15 protein-coding genes and 1 riboswitch are annotated in these 20,371 nt (G+C 68.7%); of the genes, 11 read left to right on the top strand and 4 right to left on the bottom strand.

Going from position 1 to position 20,371, the window contains the following annotated elements; translation table 11 throughout:
* Positions 1-4 precede the first annotated feature (4 nt).
* From AC3WLY_RS00330 to AC3WLY_RS00285, 10 genes are all read left to right on the top strand, one after another.
* A complete protein-coding gene (locus AC3WLY_RS00330; protein WP_175958610.1) occupies positions 5-1,438 on the top strand; it encodes an aldehyde dehydrogenase family protein in 1,434 nt (477 codons plus the stop codon).
* 230 nt (positions 1,439-1,668) lie between these two features.
* Complete coding sequence (locus AC3WLY_RS00325) at positions 1,669-3,252, top strand: Na+/H+ antiporter (RefSeq protein ID WP_492308457.1); 1,584 nt, start codon at positions 1,669-1,671, stop codon at positions 3,250-3,252.
* Between the two features lie 479 nt (positions 3,253-3,731).
* Complete coding sequence (locus tag AC3WLY_RS00320) at positions 3,732-4,865, top strand: hybrid sensor histidine kinase/response regulator (protein WP_492308458.1); 1,134 nt, start codon at positions 3,732-3,734, stop codon at positions 4,863-4,865.
* Between the two features lie 126 nt (positions 4,866-4,991).
* Entirely contained in the window at positions 4,992-6,668 is a 1,677-nt protein-coding gene (locus tag AC3WLY_RS00315; protein WP_175958613.1) for a methyl-accepting chemotaxis protein, read from the top strand.
* Positions 6,665-7,177: a chemotaxis protein CheW gene (locus AC3WLY_RS00310; protein WP_175958614.1), complete on the top strand. Its 513-nt coding sequence runs from the start codon at positions 6,665-6,667 to the stop codon at positions 7,175-7,177. The genes AC3WLY_RS00315 and AC3WLY_RS00310 overlap by 4 nt, the downstream gene beginning before the upstream one ends.
* Positions 7,174-8,568: a CheR family methyltransferase gene (locus AC3WLY_RS00305; protein WP_492308459.1), complete on the top strand. Its 1,395-nt coding sequence runs from the start codon at positions 7,174-7,176 to the stop codon at positions 8,566-8,568. The genes AC3WLY_RS00310 and AC3WLY_RS00305 overlap by 4 nt, the downstream gene beginning before the upstream one ends.
* A 40-nt stretch (positions 8,569-8,608) precedes the next feature.
* Positions 8,609-9,316, top strand: coding sequence for a chemotaxis protein CheW (locus AC3WLY_RS00300; RefSeq protein ID WP_425131818.1), 708 nt, complete (start codon positions 8,609-8,611; stop codon positions 9,314-9,316).
* Positions 9,313-11,607 (top strand): hybrid sensor histidine kinase/response regulator, encoded by a 2,295-nt coding sequence (locus AC3WLY_RS00295; protein WP_175958617.1) that lies wholly within the window; start codon positions 9,313-9,315, stop codon positions 11,605-11,607. The genes AC3WLY_RS00300 and AC3WLY_RS00295 overlap by 4 nt, the downstream gene beginning before the upstream one ends.
* Positions 11,604-12,623, top strand: a complete 1,020-nt coding sequence (locus tag AC3WLY_RS00290; protein ID WP_175958618.1) for a chemotaxis response regulator protein-glutamate methylesterase — start codon at positions 11,604-11,606, stop codon at positions 12,621-12,623. The genes AC3WLY_RS00295 and AC3WLY_RS00290 overlap by 4 nt, the downstream gene beginning before the upstream one ends.
* 82 nt (positions 12,624-12,705) lie before the next feature.
* Positions 12,706-12,809, top strand: a riboswitch (Fluoride riboswitch).
* Positions 12,810-12,888: 79 nt separating this feature from the next.
* Positions 12,889-14,130: a voltage-gated chloride channel family protein gene (locus AC3WLY_RS00285; protein ID WP_492308460.1), complete on the top strand. Its 1,242-nt coding sequence runs from the start codon at positions 12,889-12,891 to the stop codon at positions 14,128-14,130.
* Between the two features lie 84 nt (positions 14,131-14,214).
* On the opposite strand, the gene AC3WLY_RS00280 is transcribed toward AC3WLY_RS00285, so the two are convergent.
* Both AC3WLY_RS00280 and AC3WLY_RS00275 read right to left on the bottom strand, forming a co-directional pair.
* Positions 14,215-14,925, bottom strand: a complete 711-nt coding sequence (locus AC3WLY_RS00280; protein WP_492308461.1) for a riboflavin synthase subunit alpha — start codon at positions 14,923-14,925, stop codon at positions 14,215-14,217.
* A 209-nt stretch (positions 14,926-15,134) separates the two neighbouring features.
* The gene (locus tag AC3WLY_RS00275; protein WP_175958621.1) at positions 15,135-16,997 is read right to left on the bottom strand and encodes an ABC transporter ATP-binding protein; all 1,863 of its coding nucleotides are present in this window, start codon (positions 16,995-16,997) and stop codon (positions 15,135-15,137) included.
* A gap of 535 nt (positions 16,998-17,532) precedes the next feature.
* Here AC3WLY_RS00275 and AC3WLY_RS00270 point away from each other — a divergent pair.
* Positions 17,533-18,414, top strand: a complete 882-nt coding sequence (locus tag AC3WLY_RS00270; protein WP_310131772.1) for a Dyp-type peroxidase — start codon at positions 17,533-17,535, stop codon at positions 18,412-18,414.
* Between the two features lie 104 nt (positions 18,415-18,518).
* On the opposite strand, the gene AC3WLY_RS00265 is transcribed toward AC3WLY_RS00270, so the two are convergent.
* Entirely contained in the window at positions 18,519-18,920 is a 402-nt protein-coding gene (locus AC3WLY_RS00265; protein ID WP_034185134.1) for an OsmC family protein, read from the bottom strand.
* Positions 18,921-19,018: 98 nt separating this feature from the next.
* Positions 19,019-19,942 (bottom strand): LysR family transcriptional regulator, encoded by a 924-nt coding sequence (locus AC3WLY_RS00260; protein ID WP_175958622.1) that lies wholly within the window; start codon positions 19,940-19,942, stop codon positions 19,019-19,021.
* Positions 19,943-20,371 lie beyond the last annotated feature (429 nt).

Raw genomic sequence — 20,371 nt, 5'->3', positions numbered from 1 at the left:
TTCCATGTTGAAGGAAACCTATCCGTACTACCTCGCCAACGAGGCCGTCTACGCGAACACCGATCTGGAAGTGACGGACAAGTTCAGCGGCGAGGTCGCGACGCGCGTCGCGCTGGCCGACGCGAAGGCGATCGATGCGGCGATCGGCGCGGCGGTCGATGCCGCGAAGCCGATGCGCGAGCTGCCGGCCTTCAAGCGGCAGGCCGTGCTCGACCATTGCGTCGCGCGCTTTCGCGAGCGCTTCGACGAGCTGGCCGAGGCGCTGTGCATCGAAGCCGGCAAGCCGATCAACGATTCGAAGGGCGAAGTGACGCGGCTGATCGACACGTTCCGCGTCGCATCCGAGGAATCGGTGCGCATCGACGGCGAGATCATCAACCTCGAGATCTCCGCGCGTGCGCAGGGCTATACGGGCTACACGAAGCGCGTGCCGGTCGGCCCGTGCTCGTTCATCTCGCCGTTCAACTTCCCGCTGAACCTCGCCGCGCACAAGGTCGCGCCCGCGCTCGCGGCCGGCTGTCCGTTCGTGCTGAAGCCCGCGAGCCGCACGCCGATCGGCGCGCTGATCATCGGCGAGGTGCTCGCGGAAACCGACCTGCCGAAGGGCGCGTTCTCGGTGCTGCCCGCGCATCGCGACGGCGCCGATCTTTTCACGACCGACGAGCGCTTCAAGCTGCTGTCGTTCACGGGCTCGCCGGCCGTCGGCTGGGCTCTGAAGGAGAAGGCCGGCAAGAAGAAAGTCGTGCTGGAACTCGGCGGCAACGCGGCCGCGATCGTCGATGCGGACCAGCGCGACCGGCTCGACTACGTGGTCGAGCGTCTCGCGTTCGGTGCGTACTACCAGTCGGGCCAGAGCTGCATCGGCGTGCAGCGGATCCTCGTGCATGCCGATCTTTACGATGCGCTGCGCGAGAAGCTGATCGCGAAGACGCGTTCGCTGAAGATGGGCGATCCGAAGGATCCGTCGACGTTCGTCGGCCCGATGATTTCCGAATCCGAATCGCGCCGGCTGTCGGGCTGGATGGACGCGGCCGTCGCGGCGGGCGCGAAGATCGTCGCGGGCGGCAAGGTCGACGGCGCGATGTTCGAGGCGACGCTGCTGGAAAACGTCGGGCACGAGCAGGACCTGTACCGCAAGGAGGCGTTCGGCCCCGTCGCGATCCTCGAGAAATTCGACCGGTTCGACGACGCGCTCGCGCGCGTGAACGACAGCGATTTCGGGCTGCAGGCCGGCGTGTTCACCGATTCGCTCACGCATGCGCAGCGCGCGTGGGACGAACTGGAGGTCGGCGGTGTCGTGATCAACGACGTGCCGTCGTTCCGCGTCGACAACATGCCGTACGGGGGCGTGAAGGATTCGGGCCTTGGCCGCGAAGGGATCCGCTACGCGATCGAGGACATGACCGAGCCGCGGCTGATGGTCGTGCGGCGCCGGTAACGCGCAGGCGGGCAGCGCGGTGCCGCGACGGCACGCGGGCCGGCGATCGTGCCGGCCCGCGTGCCGTTTTTCATCGCGGCACGCGTACCGGGCCGCGTCGGGCCCGTGCCGCGTGGCGGGCCTCCCGAACGCGCTCGACTGCGGGCATCGCATCGTGATGTAATCGCGCCAAACTGCCGACCGGGGTACGACGCCGGAAAGCGCGAATTCATTCTTCACGAGGTCGATTCATGTCTCCCGTCTCGGCATTCAAGCTGGTTCTGTTGTCATTCCTGGCGATCGTCGCGCTCGAATGCATCGCCAAGCGGCTGCGGCTGCCGCCCGCGGCCGCGCTGCTGATCGGCGGCATCGGCATCGCGTTCATCCCCGGCCTGCCGCCGATCAACCTCGATCCCGAGCTGGTGCTGCTGGTGTTCCTGCCGCCGCTGCTGATGGACGGCGCGTATTTCTCCGTGTGGGAGGAATTCAAGCGCAACGTCGGCGGCATCCTGCTGCTCGCGATCGGCGCGGTCGTGTTCACGACGTTCGCGGTCGGCTTCGCCGTGCACTGGGTCGCGCCGGCGCTGCCGTGGGCCGCGTGCTTCGCACTCGGCGCGATCGTGTCGCCGCCCGACGCGGTCGCCGCGAAGGCCGTGCTCGAACGGGTCGCGCTGCCGCGCCGGCTGATGGTGCTGCTCGAAGGCGAGAGCCTGCTGAACGACGCGGCCGGCCTCGTGCTGTTCCGCTTCGCGGTCGCGGCCGCGCTGACCGGCGCGTTCAGCCTCGAGCACGCAGTCGTGCGCTTCGCGGAGCTCGGGCTCGGCGGCGTGGCGGTCGGCTTCGTGGTCGGCAGGCTCGTCGTGTGGTTCCTGAAGCTGCTAGACGACGACTATCTTGCGATCACCGTCGCGGTGATCGCCGGCTGGATCGCGTACATCGCGGGCGAAATGGTCGAGGTATCGGGCGTGATCGCGACCGTCACGGCCGGCATGATCATCGGCTGGCATCAGCACGAGGTGTTCTCGGCAGCCGTGCGCACGCGCGGCACCGCGTTCTGGCAGGTCATCGTGTTCCTGCTCGAAGCGATGGTGTTCGTGCTGATCGGGCTGTCGCTGCGCGGCGCGATGCACCGGCTCGGCGGCTTCGAGCAGGTGCTCGCCACGATGGTGCCGCCGGTGCTCGCGGTGCTGGCGGCGGTGATCGTGTCGCGCTTCGTGTGGATCTACGCGGTCGAGGCGCTGAAGTGGCCTGTGCGCGGCGTCGCGCGGCGCGGCGACGCGCCCGACTGGAAGGCCGCGACGATCATGAGCTGGGCAGGGATGCGCGGCGTCGTCACGCTGGCGATCGCGCTGTCGCTGCCGGAGGCGATGCCCGGCCGCGACGTGATCCTGGTCGCGTCGTTCGCGGTGATCCTCGTCACGGTGCTGCTGCAGGGTACGACGATCGGGCCGCTGATCCGGCTGCTGCGCCTGCCGCAACGCGAAGAGCGCGCCGCGCATCACCTGACCGAGCCGCAGACGTGGGCGTACGTCGAGGCCGCGCAACTCGCGGCGATCCAGCCGCTCGTACGCGACGAGAACGGCGCGGTGATCCATCCGCGCCTGCTCGAGCAATACACGTATCGCGCGGAACTGACCGAGCGGACGAAGAACGAACCCGCGTATCCGGCGGAAGTACGCGCCGCGCACTACGACGTGGTGCTGGCCGCAATCAAGGCCGGGCGCTCGGAACTGTTGCGCCTGCATCGTTCGGGCCGCATCCACGACGAGATGCTGCACATGCTCGAACGCGATCTCGACCTGCAGGAAGTGTCCGCGCAGCACGCGCGCGGGTAGGCGGGCCGCACCGCCATCACGCGGGCCGGCTCCCTGCCGGCCCGATGCGCGTACGGGGCGATCCTCGCCCGGCGCGCCGCATTTTTTTCTCCCTTCCTCCGGCCGATACGATGCATTTTCATCAGGCCCCAATACGTGCCGCGATCGAGCCTTGCAGCGCATGCAAACCTCGCTTCGTCGGGCTCGCAAACGTTATCGTCTTTCGAATCCGGAAATGATCAGATTTATCTGATTGCGGCTCTTTCCGCATATTTGGCAAAACTAAACCGGAAGGAGATAGATGCTGTGTTCTAATTTCATTTAGAATCAGCCGGTTATGTTTATTGAGAGAAACAATGCAGAGGGTAATGTGGTCGCCGACGGGGGGAATCGGCGCCCCGAAGCCCCGCAAGGCAGTGCCGACAGGCCAAATCGGCAGAATCAGGCGGGTTTAACAGCCGCCAATATAAGATAGCGTCCAAGTCGGATAAACAACTCCTATGAAAGAATCGATTGGAGATTCGGCGTTTGAAACTGTATTTATGAAAGAATCGAGCGGTGATAATGCCCCGGATTGTCTTGAATCGGGGCTTTCGGTCCTTCTCGTCGACGATCAACCGTTCGTCGGCGAGGTGATCCGCCGCGCGCTGCGCAGCGAACACGACATCGACCTGCACGTGTGCACCGACGCGCACCGGGCGATGACGGTCGCGCGCGACGTGAAGCCGACGGTCATCCTGCAGGATCTCGTGATGCCGGAGATCGACGGCCTCGATCTCGTTCGCGCATGGCGCGCAAACGCCGGCACCGCACGGGTGCCGATCATCGTGCTGTCCGCGAAGGAGGAGCCGATCGTCAAGCGCGAGGCGTTCATCGCCGGCGCGAACGACTATCTGGTGAAGCTCCCCGACGCGATGGAGCTGACCGCGCGGATCCGCTATCACTCGAATTCGTATCTGATGTCGCGGCAGCGCGACGAGGCGCTCGATTTCCTGTCGCACGACATGCGTTCGCCGCAGACGTCGATCCTCGCGCTGCTCGACGTCTACCGGACCGAACACGGCGACATGCCGGCGATCATGGAGCGCATCGCCGGCCATGCGCGGCGCGCGCTCGCGCTCGCCGACGGTTTCATCCACCTGACCCGCGCACAGTCCGAGCGCCGCGCGCACGAGGTCGTGAGTCTCAACGAGATCGTGCTCGATGCCGTCGACCAGCTTTGGGAGAAGGCGGCCGGGTGCGGCAGCCGGGTCGTCGCGCACGTGCCCGATACCGAGTGCGTGACGATGGGCGACCGCATGATGCTCACGCGTGCGGTCGCGAACCTGATCGACAACGGGCTGAAGTACGGCCCGGCCGGCACGGACGTGCACTGCACGCTGAGCGGCGAGGACGGCGCCTGGCTGATCGGCGTCGAGGATAGCGGCGCCGGCATCGCACCGGAGCAGCGCACGGCCGCGACCGAGTCGTTCGTGCAGCTCGAATCCGCGCATGGCGCGGCGCGCAGCGGCTTCGGCCTCGGGCTCGCGTTCGTCCGCGCGACGGCGGCGCGGCATCGCGGCCAGATTTTGATGCGCAATACGGCGCGCGGCTTCATGGTCGCGCTTCGACTGCCGGCGCAAGCGGAGCGGTGATTTCGCGGCGCGGCCCGCCGGCGCCGCGTCGTCCGCATCCGACCACGAGGCGCTCGTGGCGCGCCGTCCGGCGCGCAGGCGGGCGTGGATTTTTTCAACGCTGATTTTAGAAAGCCCATAACGAACATGGCCACCGTGACGCCCCGCGCGACCAATGAAAGCCTGCATCCGACGATCGGCGCTGCCCGGCTGACGCTCGGCAATCGCATCCTGCTCAGCTTCGGCGTGCTGTTCGTGCTGATGCTGGTGACAGCCGGCGTGTCGTACGAGCGCCTGCGCGCGATCAACAGCGAAGCCGTCAGCATCGAGCGCGACTCGCTGCCCGGCGTCTACCTCGCGTCGTCGCTGCGCGGCTCGGTGAACGAATCGTTCATGCTGCTGCAGCAGGCAACGTTCGTCGACACCGATCCCGAAGCCGTGCAGCACGATCTCGCGAAAATTTCCGACGCGCTGAAGGAAGTCGAGTCGCTGTCGGTCGAATACCAGAACACGACGTTCCGCGACGACGACCGTCAGCGCTTCGCGACGTTTCGCGGCTCCTACGACCGCTACCTGCCGCTGCTGAACGAAGCCGTGCAGAAACACCGCATGTCGCGCGACGAGGCCGTTGCCGCGTACGCGAAGGTGCAGCCCGGGTGGGGCGAGGTCGTGCGCAATGCGAACGTCCTGGTACAGGAGAACCGCAAGTTCGCCGACCAGTCCGCGAAGCTGATCCGCGAATCCGTGCAGGATACCGAGGTCGTGCTCGCGACCGCGCTGGCGATCATGCTGCTGTCCGCGCTCGGGCTCGGCTACGTGCTGTACCGTTCGGTCACCGTGCCGATGGCGCGGCTCGTCGAGGTGCACGACGTGATGCGCACCGGCAACCTGACGCGCCGCCTCGACCTGCGCCGCCGCGACGAATTCGGCACGCTCGAGACGGGCTTCAACCGGATGGCCGACGAGCTGACCGAGCTCGTCTCGCGCGCGCAGCAGTCGTCGCTGCAGGTGACGACGTCGGTTGCCGAGATCGCGGCGACGTCGCGCGAGCAGCAGGCGACCGCGAACGAAACCGCGGCGACGACGACCGAGATCGGCGCGACCTCGCGCGAGATCTTCGCGACGTCGCGCGACCTGCTGCGCACGATGAACGAGGTGGCCGGCGTGGCCGAGCAGTCGGCGACGCTCGCGGGCGTGAGCCAGAGCGGGCTCACGCGGATGGGCGAGACGATGCGCAGCGTGATGGACGCGGCCGGTTCGGTGAACGCGAAACTCGCGATCCTCAACGAGAAGGCGCTGAACATCAACCAGGTGGTCGCGACGATCACCAAGGTGGCCGACCAGACCAACCTGCTGTCGCTGAACGCGGCGATCGAGGCCGAGAAGGCCGGCGAATACGGCCGCGGCTTCGCGGTCGTCGCGACCGAGATCCGCCGCCTCGCCGACCAGACGGCCGTCGCGACCTACGACATCGAGCAGACGGTGAAGGAAATCCAGTCGGCCGTGTCGGCGGGCGTGATGGGGATGGACAAGTTCTCCGAGGAAGTGCGTCGCGGGATGCTCGACGTGCAGCAGGTGGGTGGGCAGCTGTCGCAGATCATCGCCGAGGTGCAGACGCTCGCGCCGCGCTTCCAGATGGTCAACGAAGGGATGCAGACGCAGGCGAACGGCGCCGAGCAGATCACGCAGGCGCTGTCGCAGCTGTCGGAAGCCGCGCAGCAGACCGCCGAGTCGCTGCGTCAGTCGTCGCAGGCGATCGACGACCTGACGCTCGTCGCGAACCAGTTGCGCACCAGCGTGTCGCGCTTCAAGGTCGACGCGTGACGCGCGCCGACCTGCAGAACGGCGCACACGCGCTGTTCCTGATGTTCGAGCTCGACGGCGAGCGCTATGCGCTCGACGCGGCCGGCATCGAAGAGGTGCTGCCGCTCGCGATCACGAATGCCGTGCCCGGTGCACCCGAATGGATCGCCGGGCTGCTGATGCGCGGCGGCCAGCCGGTGCCGGTGATCGACGTGCCGATGCTCGCGCTCGGGCGGCGTGCGCATGCGCTGCGCTCGACGCGGCTCGTGATGGTGCGCTATCGCGCGGGCCACGCGGACGGCGAGCGTGTGATCGGCCTGATCGTCGAGCGCGCGACGCAGACGATGCGGATCGATCGTGCGGCGTTCCGCGCGAGCGGCATTTCGACCGCGCGCACGCGCTGGCTCGGGCTCGTCGCGAACACGCCCGACGGCGTCGTGCAGCAGGTGTCGGTAGCCGACCTGATCGACGACGTTGCGCGCCTGTATCTGTTCGACGGCCTGCCGCGCCACGGGAAGGAGTCCGCATGAAAGAGTCCGAATCGCGATTTCGCGGCTGGCTGCTGCGCGAGACCGGCATCGACCCCGATTCGCTCGGCAACGATTTTCTGATCCGTGCGCTGACGGAGCGCGTGCACGCACTGCAGGCGGACGGCGAGCGCCTGCCGTCGGCGGCGCGGCCGCCCGTGACGCAGGACGCGCTCGATGCGTACTGGCAGCAGCTCAACGCGTCGGCCGACGAGCGGCGTGCGCTGATCGAGCTGTTCGTCGTGCCCGAGACGTGGTTCTTCCGCGACCGCGAGGCCTTCGCGACGCTCGCGCGGCTCGCGGCCGAACGGCTCGCCGCGACGCCCGGGCGCGTGATCCGCGTGCTGAGCGCGCCGTGCTCGACGGGCGAGGAGCCGTATTCGGCGGCGATGGCGCTGCTCGACGCGGGGCTCGAACCGGCCAGCTTCACGATCGACGCGATCGACCTCAGCGCGCGCGCGATCGAGCAGGCGCGGCATGGCTGCTACGGGCGCAACGCGTTTCGCGGTACCGCGACGGAATTTCGCGCGCGCTACTTCACGCCGGCCGCCGACGGCTGGCTGCTCGACGAGCGCGTGCGCGCGTGCGTGCAGTTCCGTCACGCGAACCTCGTCGAACCGATCGCCGATACGGGCATTCGCTACGATTTCGTGTTCTGCCGCAACGTGCTGATCTACTTCGACCGCGACGCTCAGGATCGCGTGATCCGCTCGCTCGACGCGTGCCTCGCCGACGACGGCATGCTGTTCGTCGGGCCGGCCGAAACGGGCGTCGCGATGCGGCACGGGATGCGCTCGGCGCGCGTGCCGCTCGCGTTCGCATTTCATCGCGAGTCTGCCGGTGCGACGGCGAGCGCGGCCCGGGCTGCGGCGCCGCTGTCCGCGGTGGCGGCGGTCCGGCGCACGGAGCGCTTTACCGTTGCGCCGCTCGTGGCGACGCGCCCGGTGCTGGCCGTCGCGCCGCCGGCCTGGCTCGGCGACGGGCTGCAGCCGTTCGCGCCGCCGGCGCCCGCAGTGCGCACGGTCGCGCTCGATGCACGGGCCGACCGGTGGGTGGCGACGGTCGAAGCGGCCGCGCCGGTCGCCGAAGACGTCGCGCCGACGCTCGAGGAGGCGCAGGCGCTCGCGAACGCCGGCGCGTTCGACGAGGCCGAACGCGTGCTCGCGCAGTTCTCGGCGCGCGTCGGGCCGCATGCCGACGCGTTCTACCTGAACGGGCTGATCGCGGATGCGCGCGGGCGCGCGGCGGAAGCCGGCGACTTCTACCGGAAGGCGCTGTACCTGCGGCCCACGCACCACGAGGCGCTGACCCATCTCGCGACGTTGCTCGACGTCGGCGGCGATCGCGCGGGCGCGCAATGGCTGCTCGAGCGCGCACGGCGCTCGGCCGGCTGACACGAATACGGGACCGACACCGCGATGACCAGAGGAATCCATGAACCGCGACGCCGCTGCCACTGACGACACGACGATCGACGTCGACGATTGCTGGAACCGGATCGGCACGCACGGCGACCGCTCGTGCGAGCGGCTGGCCGACTGCCAGCGCTGCCTGAACTGCCCGGTCTACGCGTATCACGCTGCGAAGCTGCTCGAGCGTCCGCTCGGCGATGCCGAGATGGCCGACGCGACACGCCGGATGAGCGCGTTCCGCGCGACGCGCGTGCGCGACGACGGCGGCGATACGCGCCACGCGGCGCTGGCGTTTCGCGTGGCCGACGAATGGCTCGCGCTGCCGATCGGCGTGCTGCGCGAGATCGCCGGCACGCGCCCGATCCATTCGCTGCCGCATCGCCGCAATTCGGCCGTGCGCGGCGTGGTCAACATCCGCGGCACGCTGCGCATCGCGATCTCGATCGGCGCGCTGCTCGGTCTCGACGCAGGCAACGGCGGCAACGGCGGTGGCGACGGCCGTTTCACGCGGCTGCTGGTGGCCGCGCACCAGGGCGAACCGGTCGTGTTTCCGGTCGACGAAGTCGAGGGCGTGCTGCGCTTCGGCGCATCCGACTGGGTGCCCGTGCCGGCGACAGTCGGGCGCGCGAGCGCCGGCCTGTCGCGCGGCGTGCTGTCGTGGCGCGGCAAGTCGGTGGGCCTGCTCGACGACGATCGCCTGTTCGACGCCGTGACACGGAGCATGCGATGAGCGGCGACGACGATCTGAGCCACCTGTCGCTGCTCGAGCTGTATCGCGAGGAGACGCGTACGCAGACCCAGGCGCTGTCCGAGCGGCTGCTCGCGCTCGAATCGGGCGAACCCGATTCCGTCGCGCTCGAAGCGTGCATGCGTGCCGCGCATTCGCTGAAGGGCGCCGCGCGCATCGTCGGCGTGCCGCTCGGCGTCGACATCGCGGGGCGGATGGAAGAATGCTTCGTCGCCGCGCAGGCCGGCACGATCGCGCTGACGGCCACGCACGTCGACGTGCTGCTCGCCGGCGTCGACCTGCTGGTGCGCGTCGGCGATCCGCAGGGGGCGCCCGTGTCGCCGACCGAGATCGACGTGTTCGCGGCGGCGCTGACGGGCGCCGATGCCGCGCAGACGATACAGGCGGCCGTCGTGCCGCCGTCGGCCGTGCCGTATCGCGAGCACGACGGCGCCGCGAACGAGTCCGTCGGGGCCGGCGCCACGGTGCCGCCGCTCGCGGTGTCGGGCACGGTGCCCGATCCGGTCCAGGCCGGCCGCGTGGCCGGCGCCGGCGCGATGCGCCGCGTGCGCGCCGATACGCTGAACCGGCTGCTGAGCCTGTCCGGCGAATCGCTGGTCGAATCGCGCTGGCTCAAGCCGTTCGCCGAATCGATGCTGCGCGTGAAGCGTGCGCAGCGCGACGCCGCCCGTTCGCTCGATTTGATGTACGAACAGTTCGCCGACGATCTCGACGCGAGCATGCTCGCATCGATGAACGAAGTGCGGCACATGCTCAATGACCTGCAGCGTTCGCTCGCCGAGCGCATGGACGAATTCGACCGCTTCGAGCGGCGCAGCACGCATATCGCCGAGCAGCTCTACGACGAGGCGCTGCAATGCCGGATGCGGCCGTTCGGCGATGCGACGCGCGCGTATCCGCGCATCGTCCGCGATCTCGCGCGCTCGCTCGGCAAGCAGGTGCGCTTCTCGATCGTCGGCGAGGGCACGCAGGTCGACCGCGACATCCTCGACCTGCTCGACGCGCCGCTCGGCCACCTGCTGCGCAACGCGATCGACCACGGCGTCGAGTCGCCCGACGCGCGGCTCGCGCGCGGCAAGCCGGCCGAGGCGAGCGTGACGCTGGAGGCGCGCCACAGCGCCGGCTCGCTGCTCGTCAGCGTGATCGACGACGGGCCGGGCGTCGACATGGACGCGCTGCGCGCGGCCGTCGTGCGCCAGCGCCTGACCGACGACGAGACGGCCGCGCGGCTGTCCGATCCCGAACTGCTCGAATTCCTGCTGCTGCCGGGCTTCTCGATGCGCGATGCGGTGACCGACGTATCGGGTCGCGGCGTCGGCCTCGACGCGGTGCAGGAGATGGTGCGCGGCGTGCGCGGCGCGGTGCGGATCTTCAGCGAGCCGGGCGCGGGCATGCGCTTCGTGCTGCAGTTGCCGCTCACGCTGTCGGTGATCCGCAGCCTGCTCGTCGAAGTCGGCGGCGAACCGTATGCGTTCCCGCTCGCGCACGTGCGTCGCACGCTCGAGCTCGCGCACGACGACATCGACGTGCTCGAAGGGCAGCCGCATTTTCCGTTCGACGGCCGGCGCGCGGGCCTCGTCGCCGCGCACCAGTTGCTCGATGCGGGCGAACCCGACGGGGCGCGCGGGAGCACGGCGGTCGTGGTCGTCGGTGGCGAGCCCGAGCTGTACGGCGTCGCCGTCGACCGTTTCCTCGGCGAACGGATGCTCGTCGTGCAGCCGCTCGACAGCCGCCTGCACAAGATCCAGAACATCGCGGCCGGCGCGCTGCTCGAGAACGGCGACCCCGTGCTGATCGTCGACGTCGAGGACCTGATCCGCTCGGTCGACAAGCTCGTGCGCGGCGGGCAGCTCGCGCGGCTCAAGCGCGACCCGCAGTTCGCGCTCGTCGACCGGCGCCGCCGCGTGCTCGTCGTCGACGATTCGCTGACGGTGCGCGAGCTCGAACGCAAGCTGCTGGAAAAGCGCGGCTACGACGTGACCGTTGCGGTCGACGGGATGGACGGCTGGAACGCGGTGCGCAGCGATGCATTCGATCTCGTCGTCACGGATGTCGACATGCCGCGCATGGACGGCATCGAGCTCGTCACGCTGATCAAGGGCGATCCGATGCTCAAGCGCGTGCCGGTGATGATCGTGTCGTACAAGGATCGCGACGAGGATCGCCGCCGCGGGCTCGATGCCGGCGCCGACTACTACCTCGCGAAGAGCAGCTTCCACGACGAGGCGCTGCTCGATGCCGTGCACGACCTGATCGGGGGCGCGCGCGGATGAACATCGGCATCGTCAACGACCTGCCGCTGGCCGTGGAGGCGCTGCGCCGCGTGCTCGCGCTGCGGCCGGACCACCGCGTGCTGTGGGTCGCGACCGACGGCGACGAGGCCGTGGATTTCTGCATCGCCCAGCCGCCCGATCTCGTGCTGATGGATCTCGTGATGCCGAAGGTCGACGGCGTGGCGGCGACGCGGCAGATCATGGCGCGCGCGCCGTGCGCGATCCTGATCGTGACGGTCAGCGTCAGCGCGAACACGTCGTCGGTCTACGAGGCGATGGGCGCGGGCGCGCTCGACGCGGTCGACACGCCGACGCTTGCGCTGGGGCTGTCGACCGACGCGTCGGCGCAGGCGCTGCTCGCGAAGATCGACCAGATCGGCCGGCTGCTCGAAAGCCGCACCGCGGCGCTCGTGCCGCCGGGGCCGACGCCCGCGCGCGGCCAGCCGGCGCTCGTCGCGATCGGCGCGTCGGCGGGCGGGCCGACCGCGCTCACCGCACTGCTGCGCGCGCTGCCGGCCGATTTCCCGGCTGCGATCGTGATCGTCCAGCACGTCGACCAGGCGTTCGCGCTCGGGATGGCCGAATGGCTCGACGGCTATACGCGGCTGCCCGTGCGGGTCGCGCGGCAGGGCAGCGTGCCGCAGGCCGGCGAGGTGCTGCTCGCGGCGACCGACGATCACCTGACCCTGTCGCCGCGCGGCGTGCTCGGCTATACGCGGCATCCGGTGGAGACGCCGTACCGGCCGTCGATCGACGTGTTCTTCAACAGCGTTGCCGACGGCTGGCAGGGAGAGGCGCTCGGCGTGCTGCTGACGGGCATGGGGCGCGATGGCGCGCTCGGCCTGAAGGCGATGCGCGCGAAAGGCTGCTACACGATCGCGCAGGACGAGGCGACCAGCGCCGTCTACGGGATGCCGAAGGCGGCCGCGGCGATCGGCGCGGCATCGGCGATCCTGCCGCTCGAGCGGATCGCTCCGCAGCTGATTTCGCGCATCGCGCGCGTGCCGCGCGACTGACCGCGCGTCGGGGAGCGCGTCACCGTTTCGGCCCGGTGCGCTGGCGCTGCATTGCGTGCGATGCGCGGCGTCGCGTACAATCGCGGCCTGCGGAGATGGCATGCCTCCCTGCGGTCGTTGCGGCGCGTTGCGCGCGGCGCGGCCCTCAACCGCCGGTTTTGCCCGGCTGATGATGCCTGCGTGTTCCTGGGTTGTCAGGAGGTCGCAGGCCGTTCATGCGGTATTCTGCCGCCCAGGTTTTGATGTTCTGTCGAATCTGGAAATCATGTTTTTCACGACTTCTGCCGACCTGCTCGCGACCGTGCGCTACGTGTGCCGCTGGCTCGCGCTTTCGGCCCTGCTCGGCGCGCTGGCCGGCACGGCTTCCGCGCTGTTCCTGATCGCGCTCGACTGGGCGACCGGTACGCGCATGACACATCCGTGGCTGCTGTGGGGGCTGCCGGCCGCCGGTTTCGCGACCGGGTGGATCTATCATCGTTTCGGCCAGTCGGTCGCGCGCGGCAACAACCTGCTGATCGACGAGATTCACGACCCGAAGGCGCTCGTGCCGAAGCGGATGGCGCCGCTGGTGCTCGTCGCGACCGTCGTCACGCACCTGTTCGGCGGCTCGGCCGGCCGCGAGGGCACGGCCGTGCAGATGGGCGGCGCGCTCGCCGATCGCGTCACGCACGTGTTCCGCCTCGATCGCGAGCATCGCCGCGTGCTGCTGATGGGCGGCATCGCGGCCGGTTTCGCGTCGGTGTTCGGCACGCCGCTCGCGGGCGCCGTGTTCGGGCTCGAGGTGCTCGCGATCGGGCGCGTGCGGTACGACGCGCTGCTGACCTGCGTCGCGTCGGCGATCGTCGCGGACGTGGTGTGCCGTGCGTGGGGCGTGCATCACACGGCCTATGCGATTCCGTTCGTGCCGGCCGTGTCGGCGACGGGGCTGGCCGTGACGGTCGTCGCGGGCATCGCGTTCGGCGTCGTCGGGCGGCTGTTCGCGTTTGCGACGCATGCGCTGACCGCGTGGTTCCGGCGCGTTGTCCGCTATGCGCCGCTGCAGCCGGTGCTCGGCGGCCTGCTGGTCGCGGCGGCGGCCACCGTGCTGAACGTGCCGCAGTATCTCGGCCTCGGCATTCCGACGATCAAGGCCGCGTTTCACGGGCCGCTGCCGCTCTACGATTTCGCGGGCAAGTTCGCGTTCACCGTCGTCACGCTGGCGTCGGGGTTCAAGGGCGGCGAGGTGACGCCGCTGTTCTACATCGGCGCGACGCTCGGCAACGCGCTCGGCCAGGTGCTGGCGCTACCGGTGCCCGTGCTCGCGGGGCTCGGCTTCGTCGCGGTGTTCGCGGGTGCGGCCAACACGCCGATCGCGTCGACGATCATGGCGATCGAACTGTTCGGCGCGGATATCGGCGTGTATGCGATCGTCGCGTGCGTCGTCGCGTATCTGTTTTCGGGGCACGCGGGGATTTATCGCGCGCAGCGCGTGGCAGTGGGGAAGGGGGCGCAGGCCGAGGCGGAGTGAGGCGGAACCGTGGGTCGAGGTGTTTGCCGACGGAAGCCGGTACCCGGTGACCCATCGGATCACCTGGCACGCCGGCATCCGTTACTACTTCGGCAGCTTCGCGACGTTGCGGGCCAGCAGTTCCTCGATATCGACGCCTTTTTCCGCCAGCAGCGCCGTGACGATGCCGGTCAACTCCCCGAGCGTTTCCTTGACCGATTCGCGGATCGTATCGACGACGACCTGCGTGCTTCGCTCGATCTCGATGTTGACCTTGTCGTTGACGCCCTTCGCGTCGAAGGTCGTCGCGCGTCGCGTTTCCGGAATCAGCCAGATTTCAAACCAGCCTTCGTCTCGATTGACGTCCGAAACCGTGAGGCTGCAGCCGTTGATCGCGATATAGCCCTTCGCGAAAATATATCGTTTGAATTCGGCAGGCACGCCGATGCGAATCATCCGGTTGTGCTCGGACGACGCGATGTGCAGGATGGTCCCCGGGAAGTCGACATGGCCGGACAGCGGATGCCCGCCGATTTCCGCGCCGTCCTTCGCGGCCCGCTCCACGTTGATCCGCGCGCCGGTCGCCAGGTCGGCCAGCGTGGTGATCTTCAGGCTCGGCAGCATCACGTCGAAGTCGATCAGCTCCGGCGAATGGATGGTCGTCACCGTCAGGCACACGCCGTCGACGGAGACGCTGGCGCCGATCTCGATGTCGTCGGTAAACCGCTCGGGGAATTCGATGCTGAAGGTTCTCAGCTCCCCGTGATCCTTGATGGCCTTGATGACGCCAACGCCCTGGACAATTCCTGTAAACATGATCGAACCCTCGTCGCAAATTTCCTGGTCGACATGATAAGTGATCCCGGAAAAAGCGACGCGGCGGCGCGCGGCTCAGGGGCGGCCGGCGATATTCGCGGACGCAAAAAAGGCCGTGCACGTGGCACGGCCTCGATCCGATTCCGGTCGGGTCAACACGGCCCGGCGGTGATGATCCCACTGCCGGGCCGTATCGCGACACGCTTGCGTCAAGCCTCCGCCGGCTCGCCCAGCGGCCCGGCGTTATCGTCCGCCATGCGCCGCGGCGAATCGGCAAGCCCCTTCGCGAGCTCCAGCGCCTGCCGCTCGAACAGCCGGCGGTAGATGCCGCCGGCGATGCGGATCAGCGTGTCGTGGTTGCCTTCCTCGATCACCTTGCCGCGATCGAGCACGAGCAGCCGGTCGAGCGCACGTACGGTCGACAGCCGGTGCGCGACGACGAGCGTCGTGCGGCCGACCATCAGCCGCTCCATCGCCTGCTGGATCAGCAGCTCGCTTTCGCTGTCGAGGCTCGACGTTGCTTCGTCGAGGATCAGGATCGGCGCATCGGCGAGGAACGCGCGCGCGATCGCGACGCGCTGGCGCTCGCCGCCCGACAGCTTGATCCCGCGTTCGCCGACGAGCGTGTCATAGCCGTCCGGCAGCGCGACGATGAAGTCGTGCGCACTGGCGAGACGCGCGGCGCGTTCGATGTCCGCGCGGCTCGCGTCGGGGCGCGCATACGCGATGTTCTCCGCGAGCGTGCGGTGGAACAGCACGGGCTCCTGCTGGACGATCGCGATCTGGCTGCGCAGCGAATCCTGCCGCACGCGCGCGATGTCCTGCCCGTCGATCGTGATGCGACCGCCCGACACGTCGTACAGGCGCTGGATCAGCTTGATGAACGTCGTCTTGCCCGACCCCGAGTGGCCGACGAGGCCCACGCGCTCGCCGGGCGCGATCCGCATCGAGAAATCGTCGTACAGCGGCACCGGATGGTTGCCGTAGCGGAACGTCACGTGCTCGAAGCGGATCTCGCCTTGCCCGATCCGGATGGCCGGCGCGCCGGGGCGATCGTCGATGCCGAGCGGCTGGCGTTCGAGCGCGACGAGTTCTTCCATGTCGTTCACCGAACGCTGCAGGTTGCGGATGTGCATGCCGACGTCGCGCAGGTAACCCTGCAGCATGAAGAACATCGTCAGCGCGAACGCGATGTCGCCGACGCTCGCCTCGTCGCTCGCCCACAGCCGCAGCGCGACGCCGATCATCGCGGCCTGCATCGCGACGAGCATCGCGCCCTGCAGCCCGCCGTTGAACGTGCCGCGCACCCACGTGCGGCGCGTGCGCTGCCGCCACTTGCCGATCACGCGCGCGAGCCGCGCTTCCTCGCGCGTTTCCGCGCCGAACGCCTTGACGACCGCGTTGCAGCTCACCGCGTCGGCGAGCGCGCCGCCCATGCGCGTATCCCACAGGTTGCCGAGCCGCGCGGCCGGCGCGACGACGCCGAGCGACACGGCGACCGTCACCGCGATGTACAGCAGCGAGCCCGCGCCGACGACGAGCCCCATCACGGGCCAGTGCGTGCCGAGCAGCACGGTTGCGCCGACCAGCATCGCGACCGACGGCAGCAGCGCGATCAGCACGGTGTCGTTCAGCAGGTCGAGCGCCCAGATGCCGCGCGTGATCTTGCGCACGGTCGAACCCGCGAAGCTGTTCGCGTGCCAGTCGGTCGAGAAGCGCTGCACGCGGTGGAACGATGCGGCGGCGATCTCGCTCATCATCTTCAGCGTGAGCGTGATGATGTTCAGGTAGACGCATTGCCGCAGCACCGTCGCGCCGATGCCGAGCGCGGCGAGCGTGCCGAACGCGACGACGGCGGAATGCCACGCGGCGGCGCGGTCGGTCAGGCCGGTCGACAGCGCGTCGACGAGACGGCCGGCGAACAGCGGCGTGAGCACGTCGGCGAGGGCGGCGAGCAGTGCGAAGGTCGCGACCGTGGCGATGCGTGCCGGCTGCTTGCGCCAGTAGCGGATGGTGAAGCCGAAGACGGCCTTGAATGCGTGGCCGCCCAGATGGGAGGTTTTTCTGGTCATTTATCATTGCCCGGCGCATCGCGCGACGGGACTTTCCGGTTCGGAGAACGTCGAAAACGCAACAGCCGGAGCCGCGTGGAAAACGCGGGCGGAACGAAACGGGCTGTCGGGAAAAGCGCGGCTGACGGGTTAGCGAAAAACTCGGGAGCCGGCGCGGACGGCGGGCTGGATCAGCTGCGCCGTGGGACCACGTTCGGGAAGGTTGCTGGCATTCGGAACATCTGCACCTCCCCTGAAGTGAACGGTTGAAAGGACGCCGAAAAGACGTTTAAAGATTCTATCAGCAGTGTTCTGCACGCTGCAACGTCTGACGAATGCGGCGTTGCGGCGTCGATACGGTTAGTATTCAGGGTTCCGGCCCTTCTTTTTAGGGCTTTCCGCGAAGCGGCGGCGCAGGGGGGCCGGCGGGCGCATCGATTACACTTCGGCGTTCGCGGCACGCCACGGTGCGTGCGTCCCGGCGCGGCCCGGCACGACGAGCGGCCGCCCGATGCGGCCCTCGAAGATTCACCCCCGATACACTCCTGAGGAAACGATGAGCGACGTTCAGCAAGGCATCCTGGCTCCGATCGACACGGCGGCCCGATACCTCACTTTCACGATTTCGAATGACGGCAATGTAGCGGCGGCACTGGCCGCGCTGCGCGAGATCGTCGATGGACGCGACACGGTCGTCGGTTTCGGACAGGCGCTGGCGGCGCACCTCGGGCGCCCGGTTCCGGGCCTGACCGACTACCCGGCGTTCGCGGTGAAGGACCGCACGCTGCCGGCGACGCCGGCCGACGTGTGGGTCTGGCTGCGCGCCGACGATCGTGGCGAGATCGTGCTGCGCGCGCGGGCGATCGAACGCGTGCTGGCGCCGGCGTTCGCGCTGCAGGACGCCGTCGACGGCTTCCGCTATTCGAACGATCGCGACCTGTCCGGCTACGAGGACGGCACCGAGAACCCGACCGGCGACGACGCGCTCGACGCGGCGATCGTGGCGGGGCAGGGTGCGGGGCTCGACGGTTCGAGCTTCGTCGCGGTCCAGCAGTGGCTGCACGACTTCGACCAGATGGAGCGCATTCCGTCGGGCGACATGGACAACATCATCGGGCGCCGCCGCTCGGACAACGAGGAACTCGACGACGCGCCCGAGTTCGCGCACGTGAAGCGCACCGCGCAGGAAAGCTACGAGCCGGAGGCGTTCATGCTGCGCCGTTCGTCGCCGTGGTCGGACGCGCGCCGCGCGGGCCTCTACTTCGTTGCGTTCGGCTGCTCGTTCCGTGCGTTCGACGTGCAGATGCGCCGCATGAGCGGCGCGGACGACGGGATCGTCGACGGCCTGTTCCGCTTCACGCGGCCGCTGACGGGCGCGTATTTCTGGTGCCCGCCGATGAAGGACGGCAAGCTGGACCTGTCCGCGCTCGGACTGTAAGCGCCTGGCTGTATCGATGGACGGGCGGGCTGCGCATCGTGCGCGGCCCGCCCGTTTTGTTTTTCAGGCGCTGATGGTGTGCCGCGCGCCGCTCGCCGCGCACGTCACTTCAACGTCGTCTCGATCCGCGTGCCGCGCTTGATGAACTGCGTCACCGGCGTCTTCTCGCAGATCTCGGCGAGGCGCTGGCGTTGCGCGTCGTCGAGCGGGCCGTCGAGCGTCACGACGCGGCGCACGTATTGCACGCCTTCGCGATCGGCATGCAACTCGGTGCGCACGTCGATGCGCGCGGCCGGCCACGACTTGCGCTGCATATACATGCGCAGCGTCGCGGCCGTGCATTGCGCGAGACCGGCAAGCACGAACTCGTACGGCGCCGGCCCACGATCCTGGCCGCCTTCGCGCGGCGCTTCGTCGCCGGTCAGCGCGTGCGTGCCGGCCTGCAGCTGGACGACGTAATCGGGCGCGTCGGCATCGAGGACGGCGGCGGCATGGATGAGCGACATGGCAAGTCTCCGGTAAGCGGGAAGAAGGAAGCGGGCGCCGCATGGCGGCGCGAAGCCGTCAGCATATCGTTTCGATCGTAACGGCGTACGCAGCGTGGTTACGCGTCGGCGACGCCCGCGCTGCTGCGCACGAGCGCGGCGATGCGCTCGCGCACCCACTGGTGCGCGCGATCGGTGTCGCGCGATTCGTGCCAGTACGCGAGCAGCGGGAACGGCCTGAGCCGCAGCGGCAGCGGCCGCACGACGATCGGCAGCAGCGCGGCCATCCGCAGCGCATAGGTGTGCGGCAGCGTGACCAGCAGGTCGCCGGTCGCGGCGATCTGGCACGCGGCGAAATAGTGCTGGCAGGTGAGCCGGATATCGCGGAAGCGCCCGTCGCTGCCGAGCAATACGTCGAGCGATTGCGGTTCGCCGAACGACGATACCGCGATATGCCGCGCCGCGAAATAGTCGCCGCGCCGCAGCGGATCGCGCGCGAGCGGATGATCGCGGCGCAGCGCGACGACGAGCGAATCGTCGAGCAGGTGTTCGGTGGCGATGCGCGGGCTCGTCTGCACGCGACGGTCGACCGCGAGATCGAGATTGCCCGATGCGAGTTCGCGCTCGATGTCGGGCACTGCGATGCGGCGGCTCACGAGCCGCAGGCCCGGCGCTTCGTCGGCGAACGCGGCGACGATCCGCGGCAGCGCGATCGATTCGAGCACGTCGCGAATGCCGACCGCGATGCTCAGGTCGAGCGTCGCGGGATCGAATGCCGATGGATCGCGCACGGTGCCTTGCAGGCCCTTCAAGTGCAACTGCACGTCCGCGATGATCGACCGCGTGCGCTCGGTCGGCACGACGCGGTTGCCCTGGCGCACGAACAGCGGATCGTCGAAATGCGCACGCAGCCGGTTGAGTGAGTGCGTAACCGCGGGCTGCGTGAGATGCAGCGCGCGGGCGGCTGCGCCGATACCGCCGTGCACGTAGACGGCGTCGAGCACGCGAAACAGGTTCAGGTCGAGACGGTGATCGGCGGGCACGGGGCGCGGGCGGCGTGATGAACGGTGGATCGATTCTAAAGGATGAGCAGGCAACGGATGCGCGGGCTTTCATGCGCGGCGATCGACGGCGTTCGATGCATGTCGGGGCCGTTCGGACCGGTACGCGACCGCAGCTTCGTCCGATGCGCAACGCAACACAACGAAACGAAATGCGCACATCGTGACGCACGACGACCGCACCGATCGGCTGTATCGACAGGTGCGATTCCGTGCGGGCATACCATCGATTCGCAACAGCCTGTAGTAATCCGCCATCATGCTGTCCACGTCGGCCATTTCGTGCCAAAGGCGCTACCCGTTCGGCTAAGATGCCGTCGCTTCATATTTCGGGATAGCCGTCCTGTCGCACGCATTCAAACCAAATATAAGCCTGACAGTTCGACGGTATTAGAAGAAGTCGAAACAAGT

The sequence above is a fragment of the Burkholderia sp. FW306-1C-G01B genome (genome assembly GCF_058781685.1).
Note: the sequence above shows the minus strand (reverse complement) of the source record. Positions and strands in the feature narration are given on the sequence as shown.

Bases quoted from the DNA above. Each gene is read 5' to 3' on its own strand.
- AC3WLY_RS00315 (WP_175958613.1), top strand. From the start codon at position 4,992: ATGGCCACCGTGACGCCCCGCGCGACCAATGAAAGCCTGCATCCGACG.
- AC3WLY_RS00285 (WP_492308460.1), top strand. From the start codon at position 12,889: ATGTTTTTCACGACTTCTGCCGACCTGCTCGCGACCGTGCGCTACGTG.
- AC3WLY_RS00265 (WP_034185134.1), bottom strand. From the start codon at position 18,920: ATGTCGCTCATCCATGCCGCCGCCGTCCTCGATGCCGACGCGCCCGAT.
- AC3WLY_RS00305 (WP_492308459.1), top strand. From the start codon at position 7,174: ATGAAAGAGTCCGAATCGCGATTTCGCGGCTGGCTGCTGCGCGAGACC.
- AC3WLY_RS00325 (WP_492308457.1), top strand. From the start codon at position 1,669: ATGTCTCCCGTCTCGGCATTCAAGCTGGTTCTGTTGTCATTCCTGGCG.
- AC3WLY_RS00280 (WP_492308461.1), bottom strand. From the start codon at position 14,925: ATGTTTACAGGAATTGTCCAGGGCGTTGGCGTCATCAAGGCCATCAAG.
- AC3WLY_RS00330 (WP_175958610.1), top strand. From the start codon at position 5: ATGTTGAAGGAAACCTATCCGTACTACCTCGCCAACGAGGCCGTCTAC.
- AC3WLY_RS00290 (WP_175958618.1), top strand. From the start codon at position 11,604: ATGAACATCGGCATCGTCAACGACCTGCCGCTGGCCGTGGAGGCGCTG.
- AC3WLY_RS00295 (WP_175958617.1), top strand. From the start codon at position 9,313: ATGAGCGGCGACGACGATCTGAGCCACCTGTCGCTGCTCGAGCTGTAT.
- AC3WLY_RS00275 (WP_175958621.1), bottom strand. From the start codon at position 16,997: ATGACCAGAAAAACCTCCCATCTGGGCGGCCACGCATTCAAGGCCGTC.
- AC3WLY_RS00320 (WP_492308458.1), top strand. From the start codon at position 3,732: ATGAAAGAATCGATTGGAGATTCGGCGTTTGAAACTGTATTTATGAAA.
- AC3WLY_RS00300 (WP_425131818.1), top strand. From the start codon at position 8,609: ATGAACCGCGACGCCGCTGCCACTGACGACACGACGATCGACGTCGAC.
- AC3WLY_RS00270 (WP_310131772.1), top strand. From the start codon at position 17,533: ATGAGCGACGTTCAGCAAGGCATCCTGGCTCCGATCGACACGGCGGCC.